We start from the raw sequence: 18692 nt of genomic DNA on the forward strand, positions 1-18692 counted from the left end.
GCACATATAAGAGGAATAACGATGAGCCACTTCCGCCCTGTCGATTTAAAACATGCCAGCCGCTTGCTTAATCATGGCCCGACGGTGCTGATCACCAGCCGGGATGAAACCATTAACCGTCGCAACGTGATGGCGGCAGCCTGGTCGATGCCCGTCGAATTTGAGCCGCCTCGTATAGCAATCGTGGTCGACAAAAGCGCCTGGTCACGCGAACTGATTGAGCGCAGTGGCAAGTTTGGCATTGTGATCCCAGGCGTTGCCGCCGCTAACTGGACCTACGCAGTGGGCAGTGTCAGTGGTCGTGACGAAGATAAATTCAACTGCTACGGGATCCCGGTGGTGAATGGCCCGGAACTGGGTCTGCCGGTTATTGAAGAGAAATGTCTGGCGTGGATGGAGTGCCGTTTATTGCCAGTCACTTCAGCCGCAGAGAAATATGACACCCTGTTTGGCGAAGTGGTGTCTGCCGCAGCGGATGAGCGTGCATTTGTCGCAGGTCGTTGGCAATTTGATGATGACAAACTGAACACGCTGCACCATCTGGGCGCCGGAACCTTTGTAACCAGTGGGAAAATGGTGAAAGCACCGGATTGATTAAGTCAATCATATCCAGCTGAAATATAATGGTTTTCCATAACATCTCATGCTTATCGTTATGACAGGAATCGGTGGATGTTTTCGAAGCTGCATTCGCTACTTCTCTTTAATAGAAATGACACGGCAGCCTTATGGCCACCGTGTCAGACTGATTAACTCTTCACTCGCCGCGCTATAATCTCATCCGCCACATTGCGTGGTGCTTCCGCGTAATGGTGGAACTCCATGCTGTAAGTCGCACGCCCTTGTGACATGGAGCGCAGCGTGGTGGCATAGCCAAACATCTCGGCCAGCGGGACATCGGCGCGAATAATTTGGCTGCCATACCGCTCTTCCATCCCCTGCACCATACCGCGACGGGAAGAGAGATCGCCCATGATATTCCCGGCGTACTCTTCCGGTGTTTCCACCTCCACATGCATGATCGGTTCGAGGATCGCCGGGTCAGCTTTACGCGCCCCCTCTTTAAAGCCAAAGATCGCCGCCATGCGGAAGGCCATTTCAGACGAGTCGACATCATGATACGAACCAAATGTCAGCGTCGCTTTCACATCAACAACCGGATAACCCGCCAGCACACCTGTGTTCATCGCTTCGCGTAGCCCTTTTTCCACAGATGGAATGTACTCACGCGGAACCACACCGCCTTTGGTGGCATCTTCGAAAACAAAGCCACTCCCCGCCGCAAGCGGTTCAAGACTGAGGACAACGTGTCCGTATTGCCCTTTCCCGCCGGACTGACGAACAAATTTCCCTTCAATGTCTTTCACGGCTTTGCGCAAGGTTTCACGGTAAGTCACCTGCGGACGTCCGATATTCGCCTCAACGCCAAACTCACGTTTCATGCGGTCAACAATGATTTCCAGGTGCAGTTCGCCCATACCGGAAATAATCGTCTGGCCAGACTCTTCGTCAGTATGCAGACGGAATGACGGATCTTCCGCCGCCAGGCGCTGCAACGCGATGCCCATTTTTTCCTGATCGGCCTTGGTTTTCGGCTCGATCGCCAGTGAAATAACCGGGTCCGGGAATTCCATTCTTTCGAGCGTAATCACGGCATCCGGGTCGCAGAGCGTGTCACCCGTGGTGACATCTTTTAATCCTACACAGGCCGCGATATCGCCCGCCCGCAACTCGTCCACTTCATGACGATCGTTCGCGTGCATTTGCACAATACGGCCAATGCGCTCTTTCTTGCCCTTCACCGGGTTATAAACCGCATCGCCTTTTTTCAGCACGCCGGAATAGACGCGGATAAAGGTCAACTGGCCGACATACGGGTCAGTCATCAGTTTGAACGCCAGCGCGGAGAACGGCTCGTCATCAGAGGGATGTCGTTCTGCATGCTGGCCTTTTTCATCCAGGCCATCAATCGCAGGCACGTCCAGTGGCGACGGCATCAGCTCGACAACAGCATCGAGCATGCGCTGTACCCCTTTGTTTTTAAAGGCACTGCCGCACAACATCGGCTGGATCTCCCCCGCAATAGTACGGATACGTAACCCCTTGATGATTTCAGCTTCATCAAGTTCGCCCGTTTCCAGATACTTATCCATTAGCTCGTCACTGGCTTCAGCGGCGGCTGACACCATTTTCTCGCGCCAGGTTTGCGCCGTCCTCAGCAGGTCATCCGGAACGGGACCGTAACTGAAGGTCATCCCCTGGGTTGCGTCGTCCCACAAAATGGCGCGCATTTTAATGAGATCAACCACACCGGTGAAATGTTCTTCTGCACCGACCGGGATCACAATCGGAACCGGGTTCGCTTTCAGACGGTCCTGCATCATCTGCACTACACGGAAGAAATCAGCCCCCGGGCGGTCCATTTTGTTGACGAAAGCCAGACGTGGCACATGGTATTTGTTGGCCTGCCGCCACACAGTTTCCGATTGCGGCTGTACGCCACCAACCGAGTCATACACCATCACTGCGCCGTCAAGCACACGCATGGAACGTTCCACTTCAATGGTGAAATCCACGTGCCCTGGGGTGTCGATGATATTGATCCGGTGCGGTTCAAAACCTCTGTCCATACCCGGCCAGAAACAGCTCACGGCAGCAGACGTGATAGTGATCCCGCGCTCCTGCTCCTGCGCCATCCAGTCCGTTGTTGCCGCGCCATCGTGGACTTCACCCAGTTTGTGGCTCATACCGGTGTAAAACAGGATGCGCTCAGTGGTGGTCGTTTTACCGGCATCGATATGCGCGGAGATACCGATGTTGCGATAACGTTCGAGAGGGATGGGTCGGGGCATGATAGATCCTTAGTCAGTTTGACATGCAATGAAAGGCCAGGATGGCCTGATGTTCGTTCGTTTGCTATAATAGTCCTATTGTACGAGTATAATCGAACTATTTTTTACTGATTGACCTATTGTTGATATAGCTCAATCTGATATCAGACGCAGGAAAACTATGATCCCAAACCATCCAGAACCCGAACAAATACAGCTTGAAAACGTGCTTTTCGCCCTTGGAAACCCGCTCCGATTGGCGATTATCCGTAAGCTTGCCGACGGGAGTGAACTGAGTTGCAACGCCTTGCGTCCGGAAGATGTGGTGAAATCCACGATGACACACCACTGGCGGGTGCTGCGTGACAGCGGCGTGATCTGGCAACGACCTCAGGGGCGGGAAAATATGATTTCACTGCGCAGAGACGATCTTGACGCCCGCTTTCCGGGCCTGATGGACACATTGCTGCAGGTGATGTAAGCCAGGTTGATGGATAAACAGCATCGACCCGAAATCGTCGATGCTGTTGGTATAAATCAGGCAGATTCAGGATCCAGAAGCGACGTTCCATAAGAATTGTCGACGGTACAGCGCCAGCGGTTGTCATGTTCTTGTCGAAAGACGTAGGTTGCCCGGCGCGTTGTCTCTGCCATCCCACCCTGACCATCAGGAAAACGCAGCAACGTTTCCATAATCACCAGCGCATTCCCTCCACCTTCGATAATCTGCATTTCGCCCTGCTCAACAACCAACTGCCCCTGAAAATAATCAGAAATGGCCATAAAAGCGTTGCGAATATTCTCTTTTCCGGTCGCAATCATGCCGGGCTTAATCACCAGCGCGGCATCTTCAGCATAGTGATCCATCAGCGCATCATAATCTTTTGCTGAGATCGCCCGGTCACATGATTCAATAATGTGTCGTATCGGATGCAACGGCATCTGCGTTTCTCCTGTTAAGTACCCAACCCGCGCCAAAGACCGCTGGAGAGATCATTCGCGAAGCGCTTCACGTGCAGCAACGTGAACACATTCACTAAGACGTTCTAACAAGGTCAATTTTAAACTCCATCGATGCCAATATAACCGGGTATCGACAGGATTACCCTCTGCTATTTCGACCAGTATTCCCTTATCCCGAAAAGGTTCAGAAAGGTGTTCGGGAAGCATCCCCCACCCCAGTCCGCGCAAAACTGCGTGAAGATAGGCCGATGTTGAGGGTATATATTGTGACGGTGGCTCAATATCACACGATATAACCTTCCGGATGAATTTATTCTGAAGATCATCCTTGTGATTAAACATAATTACCGGTGCATTTTTCAGCGTTTTTTCAGAAATACCGTCGCGGAAATATTCCGCATAATAATCAACAGAAGCGTAGGCTTTATATCGCATGGTCCCCAGGTACTCAACTTTGCATCCCTGAACAAGGGTGGGATCGGCACTTACGGCAGCCATAACTTCGCCTTTTTGCAGCAAGGTTGCACTGTAATCCTGGTCTTCGATTCGCACATCAAAAACAATGTTTTGCTCCCTGAATGCCGTATTTATTGCAGACAAGAACCAGCCATCGACTGAGTCCGCATTAACCGCAACTACCGCTTTTCCCTGATATTTTTTCTCCTGAACGGCGAAAAAATCTTTTTCCAGTAATTCTATTTTTTCAGCATATTGATACAGCTCCATGCCCGCCTGGCTGGGTTGACAGGGACTGCCCCTGATAATTAATACCTGCCCAACCTCTTCTTCCAGCACCCGGATCCTCTGACTCACCGCTGAAGGCGTGATATGCAATTTTCGGGAGGCCAGTTCAAAACTCCCACTCCGGATAATCGCCATAAACGTCTCTAAAAAAGAGTAATTGAGTTTCATCTTAAGTTTTTCTTACGCATCTGAATTTTAATTAATTTGCCTTAACCCATTATTTTCATCAACCTGTATTCAATCAATAAACGTGGCTAAAGGGTAAATTCATGACAACAACACTCACATATTTCCAGGGACGGGCTGGCGATCATAATGACCTCGCCATTCCCGGAGCCCTGGCGCTGGCAAAATGGCTGTCAGACATCACCGGGTTAAATCCTGTTTCCGTTGGGGAACCGGCTCCCGCGTTGAATACAGGCTGGTCAAGTGAATTAACCGCTGCGATGCCGGATTTAAAAAAGATGAAGGCGCATATGGAGAGCGTTTTTACGCATGGCGGGCGTTCTCTTGCCGCCACCAGTCGCTGCGCTGTTTCGCTGGCAACACTACCCGCCCTTGCGAAATACCGTCCTGATGCCTGTATTGTCTGGTTTGATTCGCATGCCGATCTCAATACGCCGTCATCAACCGAGAGCGGTTATTTAGGGGGGCTGGCGCTTTCAGGTCCCACAGGACTTTGGGATTCAGGGCTCGGTAGCGGTTTCTCCCTTGCATCCGTTATCCTCGTGGGGCAACGGGATCTGGATGCATTCGAGAAAAAATGTATTGCTGAAAACAGCGTGGCGTATATTCCATTAGGTGACAATTATCTTGAACAATTACGTCAAAACATAAACGGACGCCCTGTCTATATTCATCTTGATTGCGATGTCATGGAGCCGGGAATTGTCCCCACAGACTACGTTCATCCGCAGGGAATGACGCTTAATGATCTGGAACAGGCTTGTTCCCTGCTGGCGGAATCAACCATCATTGGTCTGGAAATCGCAGAGTTCCAGAATGCATGGACGCCCGATTCAGACCCTGTTTCACCCTCGGAATTAATTAACGCACTGCTGCCTGTTATCAATAAAATCGTGAAACCGAATTAAATACGCTGCAATGAACGCAAAAAAAAGACGACAGTGAGGGTGTCGTCTAAAAGTTGAACATCACAGGTCCTTGAGGGTTAGTCAGGACTTCTCGTTATAAAAACTTAATAAGCCATCAGGCGCAGGGCTAAATCCTCCGGGTAAGGGGAAAAATAGTTCTGCGTCTGCAAATACCGATCAGGATATTCCGCCAGATAATGTTTCAGCAGTGTCAACGGGGCAAGTATCGGTAACACCCCGGCGCGATAGTGGAGGATCACCTCACGCAGTTCGCCGCGCTGACGGGTATTTAGCTGGTCACGAAAGTAGCCCTGAATGTGCATCAGCACGTTCGTGTGGTTTTTCCGTGAGGCATTTTTTTTCAGGATCGTCATCAGCTTCTCGCGGTACGCCACGAAGAAAGCGTCCAGATCGTCCCATTCATGTAACGAGGCGACAAAGGGGCCAATTTCACGGTAGCCAGCCTGGTGATGCGCCAGAAGCTGAAGCTTGTAACGGCTGTGGAAATCCAGCAACGCACGACGAGTCAGGCCGTTAGCCCGCAGCGAATTGAGTTCATGCAGGGCGAACACGCGTTCGACAAAGTTCTCCCGCAGTGCCGGATCGTTCAGGCGTCCATCCTCTTCAACAGGCAGCCACGGGTATTTCTCCAGTAATGACGCGGTAAAAATACCCACGCCCTCTTTTGGCCCACGATTGCCCTGCTCGTCGTACAGTCTCACGCGCTCCATGCCACAGCTAGGGGATTTGGCGCAGACGATAAAACCGGACAGACCGCCCAGTTGAGGAAGACAGGTGTCGATGAAAGTAGCCATCTTTTCGGTCATATCGTCGTTGGGCGTTTTACTAAAACGTATCCGGGTCTCCCCTTCGGGGGTTTGCACAAGGCGCAGTGCGGGCCGGGGAACAGGCAGACCAATGGACATCTCCGGACAAACCGGTTTGAACATCACCCATTGTGCCAGCCGGTCCATCACAAAGCTCATCCGTTTATGTCCACCGTCAAACCGCACAGCCGAACCAGTTAAACATCCGCTGATCCCAATAACAGGTTGAGTGTTCATGGCGCTATCCTCTTTACTGCTCTTTTCGGGTGAAGAAAAGCGTGACCGTTCCAACGGTAACCTCAAATTTCTTCATCTCGGTTTTATTAAAAAGATGCGTGCCGTCTTGCAGATACATCCAGTCATCAAAATGCAAAAGCAAGGTGCTGCCGCTGGTGTTAATGTTCATGCTGTAGCGCCAGTTGAAGGCATTGCCCGCGGCCTGACCTGTCGCTACCCCCTCAATATCACTCGCCGTACCTTCGTAGCGATCGGCGCTGATACGGCGGATGTACCACGTCCGCTGTTGTTTCTCGCCATCGTCATAGAGGAAGCGTTCGTTCAACGTCAGCGTATCGCCTACGACGTCGCCATTAATCTCGACATGGAAGCGACGCAGTTGTTTGCCGCTGCGACCCTGGACCATGCCCCACGCTTCCGTTTTCCCCTGGAAAAAATGGAAGATATCGAGTGTGGGCTGTTGGGGTCGGTAATCATTTATTTCCGCGCTACAGCCCACCAGCAACATCATGAGCGTCAGACCGAGTATCAGGATGCGTTTCATTTCCTGCCTCCCATTAACTGCTGACGCAGATCAGGGTATGTAGTGCGTGGGCTAAGCCAGATCGCCAGAAATTGCGTGCTGAACGCTTCTGACTGACGAGGTCCCAGGCGGATAAAGTTTTTTTGCGCCGCAGATGCGCGATACCAGAACTGGCCTTGCTTATTTTCGAACACGAAGGCCAGTTGCGTGCCTGATGCCACATCAGGCCAAAGTGACAGCAGCATGCGAAGCCACTGCTCGCTCTGCGGCTCACGCGCCAGAATGCCCTGCGCCTGCCACTGTTCACGGGTGGCATCGACCAGTGCCTCACGGTCGATATTGCGTTGATAGCGAATGATCAGTGCCTGATCCTGCGAGGGACCGGTATATCGGCCATCTGGCGTACAAAGCTCAGAGGTGTAGAGGGTAAACGGCCCCCAGGTCAGCGTTGCATCGCCCACCTTTTGCCAGGTTAGCCAATCGTCGGCATGTACCGTCGCGATACCTGTGAGCCACAGCATCAGCAGTAATGAGGTTCTCATTGCCGTTTCCCCATCAACATATGGAAAAACAGCATCAGAACCAGCCAGCCAGGGGACATCACGCTGACGACAATGACGCTCGGTTCCAGAAAGGTGATAGCGCCAAGATGGTGACCAATGACATACGCCACCGGTCCACCAACCGTTGCCAGCAGAGCCAGTATCCACCCAGGGATCGTCGCCGTGCAGGTCAGACCTGTCCAGACAGTGGCAAACATTAACCACAAGGCCACCATCCACAATGGCAACAGCCCGTCGCCGTTGAAATCGATAAGCCCGGTCAGCACCCAGAATGCATCCAGTGTGCAGCCAGCAACGGCCAGCAATACTGCGTAAAGACGGTGTGCAGGTGACAGCATGATGCAGGCGAGGATAGCCAGGCCAAGCCATAAAAACAGGCCACGTTCACGAAACAACACCACCAGCGTCCAGTAGAGATCGAACGCAACCGCCATCAGAAAAACCTGTACATAGCGCTTCATACACGTTCCGCCGTAAGCTGTACCACGCTGATGGTACGTGCGTTAAATCCGGCCTCGCAGTAACCAAAGTAGTAGAGCCACATTCTGCGGAAGCGGTCATCAAAGCCCAGTTTTTCAATATCCTGCCAGGCGTGAACAAAACGCTGCCGCCAGTGCGACAGTGTGCGGGCATAATCAGGTCCCATGTCAAACACGTTGCGAACGACAAAATCTGTATGACGGGTCATCAGATTGTTCATCGCTGTAATACTCGGCAAAAAACCGCCGGGGAAAATGTAGCGCTGGATAAAATCGACGCTCTTGCTGTAATCCCGGTAGCGCTGATCCTGGATGGTAATGGCCTGGATCGTCATTTTTCCACCTGAGCGAAGACGAGCCTGACAGGTACGGAAGAAAGCGGGTAAGTAACGTTTCCCAACGGCTTCAATCATCTCAACCGAAACCAGCTTGTCATACTCGCCCGTCAGATCACGGTAATCACATAACAGAACCTGCACCCTGTCCTGCAACCCCGACCGGGCGATCCGCTCGGTTGCCCACTGGTACTGCTCCTGCGACAACGTGGTGGTGGTAACACGACAGCCATAGTGACGGGCGGCGTACTCCGCCATCGCCCCCCAGCCCGTACCGATTTCCAGCAGATGATCGCTGGGTTTCAGTTCCAGTTGTTCGCACAGGCGAGACATTTTGGCCTGCTGAGCCAGACCAAGATCCTGTTCACCGTTGGAAAACAACGCGCTGGAATAGAGCAACTCTTCATCCAGAAAGTGCGAGTAAAACGCATTGCCCAGGTCATAGTGTGCGGCGATATTTTCCCGCGCCTGTACTCGGTGGTTTCGCCGCATCCAGTGACGTAAACGTTCAGCGGGATTCCCCAGCAAGCGAAAGCCACACTCCAGACGTCCCAGTACCGATGAGTTTAACGCCACCATCTGCAACAGCGACGTAAGTTGATGTGTCTCCCACTCGCCGTCCATCCAGGCTTCGGCAGCAGCGAGGCTTCCGCCAGTGAGCAGACGCCAGTAAACCCCCGGCGAGACAATGCGAACCTCCGCACGCAGCTCGGCTGAGGTATCGCCAAAATGAAACACCTGCGCCCCATCACGAATGGTGAGTGAGCCTTCCTGAAGGCCGCTCAGCAGACGAAAAAGCAACCAGCGTGCAATACGAACGTTACGCGGAATATCGGGTTCAAGCGCAAAGGCAGGATCGGTCATGATCATTCACTCCTGCTAACGGTGTGGTTGTAAACAGGAACACGCTTGAGCCACAGTCGCAGCGCCTGCCAGTAAATGGCAAGCAGGGTTTTCAGTGTCATAAACGGAAGGCGACACAACAGCGACGTCAGTGATTTACGTGTCAGCGGCTCTCGCTTCAACGCCAGAGTGGCATCGAAAACTTTTGTGGTCTGGTGGTTTTCAATGTGCATATGCAGCGTTTTATCCGGGTTGTTAAAACGCCAGTGGTACACCATGTCCATCGGGTTAAAGGGGGATACATGTAAGGCTTTTTCCAGCGGATGCGCGGCCTGGCCGTCTACGGCATAGTAATGACGTTCATTCCACGGCGTATTCCTCACTTCCGCAAGCACCCAACGCAGAGTCTGGGTACGGTCATAGCAGTAGTAAAAATTGACCGGATTAAAATGGAACCCAAAGTAGCGCAACTGCGTCAGGAGCATGACGCGGCCATCAGGACGCTCACCGGTCAACGACATAAGTTGATTGAGCACGGTGTCTTTAAGCGGTGTGCCCAACGGGTAATCTGCATCATAGAAAGCAGCGGCAGCAAAGCGGTTACGCCGGATACCCACCGAAGGTAATGCCTCCAGCTCATCCAGATCGAGCCAGGCCATAAAAACGCTGTAGCGGAAAGTATGCGTTTTCGGCAACAGACGGCGGTGGCGTAGCACGCCATGGTAAAGGCAGCTATTCATTTGCGTGACCCTCTCCGGCGGCGATCCCCTTCACCACATCCAGCGCGCTCCGCACCCCATCCTCATGAAAGCCGTTGTACCAGTAAGCGCCGCAGTACCAGCTTCGATGAAAACCGTTGATCTCGCTACGACGCGTCTGCGCCCGCCAGCTTTTAGGATTAAACAGCGGATGTTCATAGACAAAGCGCTGCCAGACATAGCGTTCATCGACGGCGGTTTCCGGATTCAGGGTTACACAGAACAAGGGCGCATCGTGGGGTAACCCTTGTAAAATATTCATGTTGTAGGTCACACAGGCGCTGGCCTGATCCTGCTCGCTCAGGCGATAGTTCCAGCTTGCCCAGGCACGTTCACGCACCGGGAGCCAGCGTCGGTCGCCGTGTAAAACCACCTCATTACGCTGCCAGCCGATATCCCCCAGCACGTCGCGTTCGGCCTGGGTTGGCTCGTCAAGCAAAGCCAGAGCCTGCGCGGAGTGACAGGCGAAGATCACCTGGTCGAAAGTCTGCCCGGATGTTTCAAGCTGAACCTTTACGCCACCGTCATAGCGGATAACCTGCTGAACGGGTGTATTCAGGTGTAAGGTCAGACGATCGCCAAGCTGGGCCAGTATGGCGCGGATATACTCCCGCGAGCCGCCCGGCACGACGTACCACTGCGGGCGATGGGTAACATCCAGCAGACCATGATGCTCAAAAAAGCGTAAAAAAAGCGGCAGTGGAAAACGGCGCATCTCCCGTAGCGACGATGACCAGATAGCCGCGCCCATCGGTAGAATGTAATGGCGTGCGAAGAACGGGCCGAAGCGGTGCTGTTCAAGGAAGGATTGCAGCGTGGCACTTGGGTCAATGTCGCCCCGCAGCGCCCTCTTCGCCACGCGATTAAAGCGGACAATCTCTTTCAGTAGACACCAGAATTTAGGGTTCACCAGATTACGACGCTGCGCAAACAATGAGCCCAGGGTATGTCCGTTGTACTCAAGACCGCTTTGCGGGTTATGCACTGAGAAACTCATCTGCGTTTTTTGCCCGCTGATGCCCAGTTCGCTTAACAAGCCCATAAAGCGCGGATAGGTGCGGTCGTTATAGACGATAAACCCAGTATCAATGGCATACGTTCCATCTGGCGTGGCAACATCCACCGTCGCGGTGTGTCCGCCTGCCGTGGCGCCGGCCTCGAAAAGCGTCACCTGATGGTGTCCGGCAAGCCGCCAGGCACAGGTCAGGCCGGCAATGCCGCTCCCGATAATCGCGATATTCATGAGCGCACCATCCTGCGCAGTAAAATGTGTTGAACACTTGCCGGAAGTCCCGCCAGCAGGCGCATAACCACACTGAATCCGGTCGGGAACGCAATATGGTTTTTCCCTTTCGCTACACCACGGCGGATCGCCTTAACCGCATCCTCCACACTGACCTGACCGGGCATGGCAAAATCGTTTTTACGGGTCAACGGGGTATCCACAAAGCCCGGCGAGACAACGGTGACAGCAATGCCTTTCGGCTCCCAGTCCAGCCGCAGGCAGTTGGCAAACCAGGTCAGCGCGGCCTTCGACGCACCATAAGCTTCAGCGCGCGGAAAATGCAGCCAGTGCGCCATCGAGCTGATCAGCACCACACGATTACCTGATACCAGCTGTGGCTGAAGTGCAGCCAGGCAGTTCACCGGCCCGAGGAAATTGGTGGTCATCACCCTCTCCACCAGTGACGCGTCCACCCTGCCGTGATCCAGATATTCACAGGTTCCCGCGCACAGGATCACGAGATCGGCGCAGCAATCCTCCAGCGCCTGGCGACAGACGTCCCTGTCAGTCATATCGAACAGGCGAACCGTGATGTTTGGGCTGTACTGGTGGAGTGCCTCCAGCCGGGCCGGGTCTCGCCCGCAGGCGATGACGTGACAACCGTCATCGGCCCAGGATTTCGCGAGCCCGGCCCCAATGCCGGAGCTTGCGCCAGTGATGAGGACAGTCATCATGCGCGCACCCTCCGTTTCACACCGCGAACCGCCCACCCCAACAGCGGAAGGTGTTCGTAGATCATCTCCCCGGCATCGTAGTAATCGCGCTGGCGAACAATCAGGTTATTTTCAACCTCCACCATGGAACACCCCGGTAGCGTGAGCATCTCACCTGCGGCAATGCGTGGGTGCGACCAGTGCATGGTCCAGTTCACGGCAAAACGGTGTCCCTCACTCAGGGGAGAATCAATGGAAAAACGACACTGTTCCACGTTGGTCAGCAGGTGGGTGAAGTAGCGCTGGATCGCAAAAAGACCTTTGTGTTCGCCAAAAGGATCAATAAGCGACGCGTCCGCATCATAGAGCGCGACTAATGCCGACGGAGGCTGGTTATCCAGCCCGGCGTAGTAATCAACAAACCGATCAATGACGGATGACATTGTGCTCATGAGTCTCACCTGGCTGTGAACAACGTGGCGTAATTGCATAATTAAAACTTACACAATTACATAAGTTTGTCCAAGTTTATGGCGAACTATTTTTTATAGTTATTAGTTTTCAACTTGTTATGTATTTATTTTTGGCGCGATCATTTTTGAAAATTAGACAGCACATCGCTGGCCTGCATACGCTGGCGGCGATGTGTCTACGGCGAGTCTGATGGAAAGAAACGAAGTTACAGGGAGATAACGTCGAGGGAAATAACCTGCTGTTGCCAGAGATCTATCTGCTTTTTACGGGCTGCCGTCAGTTTGCCCGTTGTGACCAGCAACCATTTCCGTTCCGGGAAGATCTCCGGGGCCAGGGTGGCCGGTGGTACGGGCAATACATCGATACGGTGGCCCTGACCAGTACGCTTAAGGGCTTCAAGCCAGATTTCACACGGATCGGTCAAATGCCAGCCGGTAATCAGGCAATTATCGCCAGGCGCTCTTTTGTCGCCTTCGAGACAAAACGAGGTGTAGGAGATGATGATCCCATCAAGAATTTCACGCAGGGTCATCATTGCCGGAACATTAGCTGAGACAAGACTGCGCAGAGGGCGCAACACCTCCGTCACCAGTTCAGGACGCGGATATTCACGACCAGAGTCATAAATGAGCTGCCGCAGGGATTCGATTTTCCCCTCTTTCAACCGCTGTAACATGCTCTCTTGCAAGGAGAGCCAGTTGTTAGTCCGTCGTGCACCAGGGCGAGCCAGCAGAGGCTTTACCTGGCTGACAGGAACCCCTTTTTTCACCCAGTCGAGAATTTTAAGCGCCTGCTGGATGTCGTCATCACTGTACAGGCGATGCCCACCATCGGTGCGCAGCGGTTTTAGCAGGCCGTAACGACGCTGCCAGGCGCGAAGTGTGGTCGCATTTATGCCGCAAAGCCGGGAAAATTCGCCGATGGAGTAAGACATGAAGGACACCCGATGACAAAGAATATACTCAATATACTATGAATCATGTCAGGTTGGATGCCGTGGGGCATCTTTGCGCACGACTTTCGCCTCGAAACCGGGAGACAAAAGGTGTTGTCCACGATTATTTAAACAGCGCGGAAGACAACCCGATAACCATAACGACGCTCATAATCAACTGGATTAAAATGATAAAAAACGCAAGCGTACCGAGAACGGTGATTTTTCGTCGAAGAATGAAGGTAATACCGGAGAGAACGCCCCCAAACAGAACGGTTTTCATCAGGAACGTCAACGGTAAAAATGCGACATAGCCTGTATAAACACCTGCCAAACCGATGAGGCCGATCAATAAGCCACCGCAGACACCCCACACCCAGAACGTCATCGACAAACTTAGCTGCCCCGTTACCAGCGTTTTCAACACAACTGCATCCCTTCTGTAATAGTAATAATCGCCATTAAGCCGAAAGATTCGCAGACGGCTCAATCAACAGCACTGACTTTAGAATATCGGCATGCGAAACGGATTATTTAGCTTACGTGTGCAATCAGTATGCCAGGGGAAAAAGGTGAGGTCCGGTAAGCCACATATCTCGTGGCTTACCGGAATCGCGGTTACATGATCCAGCCTAACAGCAGCGTCGCGATAATCACGGTAGATGCACCACCAATGCGGGTCGCGATCTGCGCGAAGGGCATCAGCGACATACGATTCGACGCCGATAAAATGGCCACATCGCCTGTCCCACCCAGACCGCTATGGCAGCAGGTGACAATCGCCGCTTCAACAGGGTACATATTCAGCCGTGACGCAATAAAATACCCGCTTAATGCCATAGCAATCACAATTGATCCACATACCACAACATAGCCGACAGAGAAGACAGAAACGACGCTTTCCAGCGGCACATACAGCATGCCAAGGCCGATCATCAACGGCCACACCAGGGCTGCTGAGACGAATTTGTAGCAACTGTGCGCGCCCTGCTCCATTGATGCCGGGATCACGCTAAAGTACTTGCACAGTACGGCAATCAAAATCATCAGGACCGGGCCAGGAATGTGTACCAGTTTTTCGAATAATCCCCCAACAATGAAAAAGGCACAGACCATCAACAGGCCACCGCCCATCAGTTGAAAGTCGGTCTGCTGCACGCTCTGGGCACTGGCAAACAGACTATTGTCTTCTTTGCTACGCGTTAGCATGCCATTGCCGGAAAGTGCAGGTCGTTTTGTCCCCAGGCGAGCCAGTGTGCCTGCACAGATGATCGCAAAGATATTCCCCACCACAGCGGCCGGAGCCAGTTGCGCAACATAGACATCAGGCGTTTGTCCCAATATCGCCGAGTAGGCTAACGACAGGGGCAAAATCCCCTCACCAATACCGCCGCCGATAATCGGAACGATAATGAAGAAAAATGTGTGATACGGGGTATAGCCGAATAAAGAGCCGACCAACAATCCACTCAGTACGGCCATCACCGTCCCCGCCACCAGGGGGACAAACATACGGATCATCCCCTGGATCAGCAGTATTCGGTTCATCCCCAAAATACTTCCCACCACCAGACACGCGATGACGAAATAGAGGAGATTGGCTTCTTTCATCAGCAGATGTACGGTATCCAGCGTATGTTTCTGGAACACCCCGAAATAGACCAGTACCGAAGGCAACATGAGGCACAAGATTGCCGGGCCGCCAATGTCTTTCAGTATCGGGATCTGGCGACCAATTTTGGCAAAGGCAAACCCCAGCGTCATGATGACAGCCAAACCACCGATCATATTTTTAGGCAGCAATCCGGCCCAGGCTGACACCGCAACAATGGTTGCGATCCCGACAAACAGCATCAAAGGTACAGCACCCACTTCGGCATTGCTCAACCCCAGGGCAAAACGCGAAGGTGGCGTTGAAGAAGGAAGTACAGGATTATCTTTCATTTTATCACCTGATTTGTGAGTTCGGATAAACAGAGTTGCAGGAATAAACAGACGTTCATTCCTGAGAGTAAACATGTTCTTAAAAAGAAAATAAAAGTTAAAATGGCCATTTATAAAAACAGGCTCAGTTTGAAAATAGCACGGTGATTTTTAGTGTGAAAGTGACTACCTAACAATGAATGAGCGAAATGTGAACAATGCAGTGATTTTATTTTAAATAACTTAATTCATCATTTTGTAATTAAAGTTATTGACGGCGTTGAAATTTTATTTTTATTTGTGGTTTTATTGTTATTTATCAAAATATGGCGACACAACATCAACACCCTACCTTATCAAACTAAAACAATCATTTTGAAATTAATTAAACCAGAAAGACTGTGACCGTTATCACTCCTGCCCTGTTTTCTAACCGCTAGATTAGCCCATCAACGAAACCCATAAAAAATATACTCTACAGGAAACCCTATGCCCTCATTATTATTACAATCACTGTTTCCACTCGTTTTTATTATGTTACTAGGGTGGTTAAGCGGAAAATTAGGTTATACCCGCCGCGAAGATGCAAACGTCCTGGCGACGGTCGTCATTCGATTTGCACTTCCCTTTCATCTTTTTATTGGAGCACTGAATACTGACCCTAATAAGATAAAAAATCTGACGTTTATGGCCGTTCTGGTTGTCGGTCTGATGGGGTCATATTTACTGACATTATTTATCTCACGCGTGGTGTTTCGCCACGACATCAAGACCAGTGCTATTCAGTCACTTGTGTGTGCTTTCCCGGACATGGCCTATTTTGGTGCGCCGGTCCTCGCCGTATTAATCGGACCTGAGGGTTTTATTGGCGTCCTGATCGGCAATATCATTACCAGTGTCATTATGATTCCACTGACTATCGTCCTGATTCGTATGGGAGACAAAAGCGACGATGCTTCCCTGAATGCGCTTCACCCTGGGGCCATGATTGCACAGAATCTGATCAAAGCCGCACGCAACCCGATTGTCTGGATACCAGTATCAGGTGTGTTGCTCAGTCTGGCCGGAGTACAGATCCCACATATTCTCAGCATGCCTATTGAGATGGTAGGTAAAGTGTCTGGCGGACTTTCTTTGTTTGCTTTAGGTCTGCTGTTTTATGGCGAACGGCCAACACTTAACGTACAGACGTTTACCAATATCAGTATTAAAAATCTGATTCAACCTGCCATGATGGCCGCTGCGGGCCTTGCATTTGGCTTAAGCCACACGTTATTACAGCAAGTTGTTATTATTGGCGCGACACCATCAGCCATTGCGGCAGGGATGTTTGCCTTACGCAGCGACACCTATATTGATACCGCCTCGTCCTCTATTTTAATTGGCACAGCCGTCGGCGTGCTTACAGAGGGCGTGATGATTTATTTAATATCTTAACTCTGTCTCAACTCATTTATTTACTGAAATACATCTATTTCCCAGGAGTAACACATGTCTCGCAAAGAAGTTCTTTACACCCCGTATAACGGAGCTGTTTTGCTGGAAAATCCGCTGTTAAACAAAGGACTGGCGTTTATTAAAGAAGAACGTGACAATTTCAACCTTCACGGTTTATTACCCCATAATGTGGAAACCATTGAGGAACAGACGGAGCGCGCCTGGAAACAGTTTTGCCATTTTAAAAGTGATATTTCCCGTCACGTTTACCTGCGAAATATTCAGGACACTAACGAGACGTTGTTTTACAATCTGTTGCGTTCACATCTGAAAGAGACTCTGCCGATCATCTATACACCAACAGTGGGTGAGGCCTGCGAACATTTCTCCACTATTTACCGTCGGGCACGTGGTCTCTTTATCTCATGGCCCAACCGTCATCGTATTGATGAAATGCTACAAAGCTTCTCGCGCAATGATATTCGCGTCATCGTCGTGACCGATGGTGAACGAATTCTGGGGCTGGGAGATCAAGGTATCGGCGGGATGGGAATTCCGATTGGGAAATTATCGTTATATACCGCATGTGGCGGTATTCACCCGGCGTCTACCCTTCCGATTATGCTGGATGTCGGAACGAATAATAAAGAACACCTGGACGATCCACTGTATATGGGCTGGCGTCATCCGCGCATCAACGACGATCAGTACGCCGAATTTATGGATATGTTTATTAACACCGTCAAAAATCGCTGGCCGAACGTACTGTTGCAATTCGAAGATTTTGCGCAGAAAAACGCCACTAAACTGCTCCAGCGCTACCGCGATCAACTCTGTTGTTTCAACGACGATATTCAGGGAACCGCCGCCGTGACGACCGGTACGCTGATCGCCGCCGCACATACCGCCGGAACCCGCATCCGCGATCAACGTGTAGTCTTCCTGGGCGGCGGCTCCGCAGGTTGTGGTATTGCTGAAAAAATTGTCGCGCTGATGGTCGATGATGGTCTGAGTGAATCAGAGGCTCGCCGTAACATCTTTATGGTGGACCGCTTTGGATTGCTGACGGATGACATGACCAATCTTCTCGACTTCCAAAAGAACCTGTTAACCCGGCGGGACGATATTCGCCACTGGCAGGTGGAATCGACCAATATTTCACTGATGGAAGTGGTACAGAATGCACACCCAACCGTCATGATTGGCGTTTCCGGGCAGCCAGGTTTGTTCAGTGAAGAGATCGTTAAAGAAATGCACCGCCACTGTCCGCGCCCCATCATTATGCCGCTCTCCAATCCGACCTCGCGCGCGGAAGCCCAGCCGCAGGATCTGATCGCGTGGACACAGGGGGCAGCCCTGATCGCAACGGGGAGTCCATTTGCCCCAGTGTTCTACCAGAATGAGGAGTATGAAATTGCCCAGTGCAACAACGCATATATTTTCCCGGGACTGGGATTAGGCATTCTGGCAAGTCACGCCCGGCGGGTCACGGAAGAGATGCTGATGGTGGCCAGCCGCACCCTGGCGGCGCACTCTCCGCTGGTCACAACGGAAAAAGGCGGTTTACTGCCACCGGTCGATCAGATTGAAACCGTCTCTCGCCATATCGCGTTTGCCGTTGCCCGGGCAGCTATCGAAAAAGGGGTTGCCCCTGCTATCAGCGATGAGGCGCTAATGGAAAGGATTGACGCAACATACTGGCAATCCGATTACGCCCCATACCGACGTTCTGCTCTGTAAAACGACGAGGGATAATCGCCAGGGTTAACATAATCCTGGCGATTATCCC

General features: G+C 51.9%; 20 protein-coding genes. 5 read left to right on the forward strand and 15 right to left on the reverse strand.

Annotation, left to right across the window (positions count from 1 at the left end; translation table 11 throughout):
• Positions 1-21 precede the first annotated feature (21 nt).
• Positions 22-594, forward strand: a complete 573-nt coding sequence (locus HV346_RS11400; protein ID WP_181623589.1) for a flavin reductase family protein — start codon at positions 22-24, stop codon at positions 592-594.
• Positions 595-749: 155 nt separating this feature from the next.
• On the opposite strand, the gene fusA is transcribed toward HV346_RS11400, so the two are convergent.
• Positions 750-2852, reverse strand: a complete 2103-nt coding sequence (fusA, locus tag HV346_RS11405) for an elongation factor G (RefSeq protein WP_181623590.1) — start codon at positions 2850-2852, stop codon at positions 750-752.
• A 160-nt stretch (positions 2853-3012) separates the two neighbouring features.
• Between fusA and HV346_RS11410 the strand changes: the two genes are divergently transcribed.
• The gene (locus tag HV346_RS11410) at positions 3013-3312 is read left to right on the forward strand and encodes a helix-turn-helix domain-containing protein (protein ID WP_181623591.1); all 300 of its coding nucleotides are present in this window, start codon (positions 3013-3015) and stop codon (positions 3310-3312) included.
• Positions 3313-3368: 56 nt separating this feature from the next.
• Here the strand turns inward: HV346_RS11410 and HV346_RS11415 are convergent, their stop codons facing one another.
• Positions 3369-3773: an SgcJ/EcaC family oxidoreductase gene (locus HV346_RS11415; RefSeq protein WP_181623592.1), complete on the reverse strand. Its 405-nt coding sequence runs from the start codon at positions 3771-3773 to the stop codon at positions 3369-3371.
• Positions 3774-3824: 51 nt separating this feature from the next.
• Positions 3825-4706 carry an ArgP/LysG family DNA-binding transcriptional regulator gene (locus tag HV346_RS11420; RefSeq protein WP_181623593.1) on the reverse strand — a complete coding sequence of 294 codons (882 nt, stop codon included), beginning with the start codon at positions 4704-4706 and terminating at the stop codon, positions 3825-3827.
• Between the two features lie 101 nt (positions 4707-4807).
• Here HV346_RS11420 and HV346_RS11425 point away from each other — a divergent pair, with 101 nt between their 5' ends.
• Positions 4808-5632 (forward strand): arginase family protein, encoded by an 825-nt coding sequence (locus HV346_RS11425; protein ID WP_181623594.1) that lies wholly within the window; start codon positions 4808-4810, stop codon positions 5630-5632.
• Between the two features lie 104 nt (positions 5633-5736).
• On the opposite strand, the gene HV346_RS11430 is transcribed toward HV346_RS11425, so the two are convergent.
• The 12 genes from HV346_RS11430 to HV346_RS11485 form a co-directional block, all read right to left on the reverse strand.
• Entirely contained in the window at positions 5737-6696 is a 960-nt protein-coding gene (locus tag HV346_RS11430) for a DUF523 and DUF1722 domain-containing protein (protein ID WP_181623595.1), read from the reverse strand.
• 13 nt (positions 6697-6709) lie between these two features.
• Entirely contained in the window at positions 6710-7240 is a 531-nt protein-coding gene (locus tag HV346_RS11435; protein WP_181623596.1) for a DUF3833 domain-containing protein, read from the reverse strand.
• Positions 7237-7761, reverse strand: coding sequence for a hypothetical protein (locus HV346_RS11440; protein ID WP_181623597.1), 525 nt, complete (start codon positions 7759-7761; stop codon positions 7237-7239). Before HV346_RS11440 ends, HV346_RS11435 begins: the two co-directional genes overlap by 4 nt.
• Positions 7758-8243, reverse strand: coding sequence for a DUF2878 domain-containing protein (locus HV346_RS11445; RefSeq protein WP_181623598.1), 486 nt, complete (start codon positions 8241-8243; stop codon positions 7758-7760). The genes HV346_RS11440 and HV346_RS11445 overlap by 4 nt, the downstream gene beginning before the upstream one ends.
• A complete protein-coding gene (locus HV346_RS11450; protein WP_181623599.1) occupies positions 8240-9460 on the reverse strand; it encodes a cyclopropane-fatty-acyl-phospholipid synthase family protein in 1221 nt (406 codons plus the stop codon). Before HV346_RS11450 ends, HV346_RS11445 begins: the two co-directional genes overlap by 4 nt.
• Before the next feature lie 2 nt (positions 9461-9462).
• The gene (locus HV346_RS11455; protein ID WP_181623600.1) at positions 9463-10179 is read right to left on the reverse strand and encodes a DUF1365 domain-containing protein; all 717 of its coding nucleotides are present in this window, start codon (positions 10177-10179) and stop codon (positions 9463-9465) included.
• Complete coding sequence (locus HV346_RS11460) at positions 10172-11440, reverse strand: FAD-dependent oxidoreductase (protein ID WP_181623601.1); 1269 nt, start codon at positions 11438-11440, stop codon at positions 10172-10174. Before HV346_RS11460 ends, HV346_RS11455 begins: the two co-directional genes overlap by 8 nt.
• Positions 11437-12156 (reverse strand): SDR family NAD(P)-dependent oxidoreductase, encoded by a 720-nt coding sequence (locus HV346_RS11465; RefSeq protein WP_181623602.1) that lies wholly within the window; start codon positions 12154-12156, stop codon positions 11437-11439. Before HV346_RS11465 ends, HV346_RS11460 begins: the two co-directional genes overlap by 4 nt.
• On the reverse strand, positions 12153-12587 hold the full coding sequence (locus HV346_RS11470) for a nuclear transport factor 2 family protein (RefSeq protein WP_181623603.1): 435 nt from the start codon (positions 12585-12587) through the stop codon (positions 12153-12155). Before HV346_RS11470 ends, HV346_RS11465 begins: the two co-directional genes overlap by 4 nt.
• A gap of 227 nt (positions 12588-12814) precedes the next feature.
• Positions 12815-13543: a MerR family transcriptional regulator gene (locus HV346_RS11475; RefSeq protein ID WP_181623604.1), complete on the reverse strand. Its 729-nt coding sequence runs from the start codon at positions 13541-13543 to the stop codon at positions 12815-12817.
• Positions 13544-13667: 124 nt separating this feature from the next.
• Positions 13668-13970 carry a hypothetical protein gene (locus HV346_RS11480; protein WP_181623605.1) on the reverse strand — a complete coding sequence of 101 codons (303 nt, stop codon included), beginning with the start codon at positions 13968-13970 and terminating at the stop codon, positions 13668-13670.
• A gap of 191 nt (positions 13971-14161) precedes the next feature.
• Positions 14162-15487, reverse strand: coding sequence for a 2-hydroxycarboxylate transporter family protein (locus HV346_RS11485; protein ID WP_181623606.1), 1326 nt, complete (start codon positions 15485-15487; stop codon positions 14162-14164).
• A 468-nt stretch (positions 15488-15955) separates the two neighbouring features.
• Here HV346_RS11485 and HV346_RS11490 point away from each other — a divergent pair, with 468 nt between their 5' ends.
• Together HV346_RS11490 and HV346_RS11495 are read left to right on the forward strand one after the other, a co-directional pair.
• Positions 15956-16903 (forward strand): AEC family transporter, encoded by a 948-nt coding sequence (locus HV346_RS11490; RefSeq protein ID WP_181623607.1) that lies wholly within the window; start codon positions 15956-15958, stop codon positions 16901-16903.
• Between the two features lie 54 nt (positions 16904-16957).
• The gene (locus tag HV346_RS11495; protein WP_181623608.1) at positions 16958-18643 is read left to right on the forward strand and encodes an NAD-dependent malic enzyme; all 1686 of its coding nucleotides are present in this window, start codon (positions 16958-16960) and stop codon (positions 18641-18643) included.
• Positions 18644-18692: the final 49 nt, after the last annotated feature.

Source organism: Enterobacter sp. RHBSTW-00994, from assembly GCF_013782625.1.
Taxonomy (GTDB): domain Bacteria; phylum Pseudomonadota; class Gammaproteobacteria; order Enterobacterales; family Enterobacteriaceae; genus Enterobacter.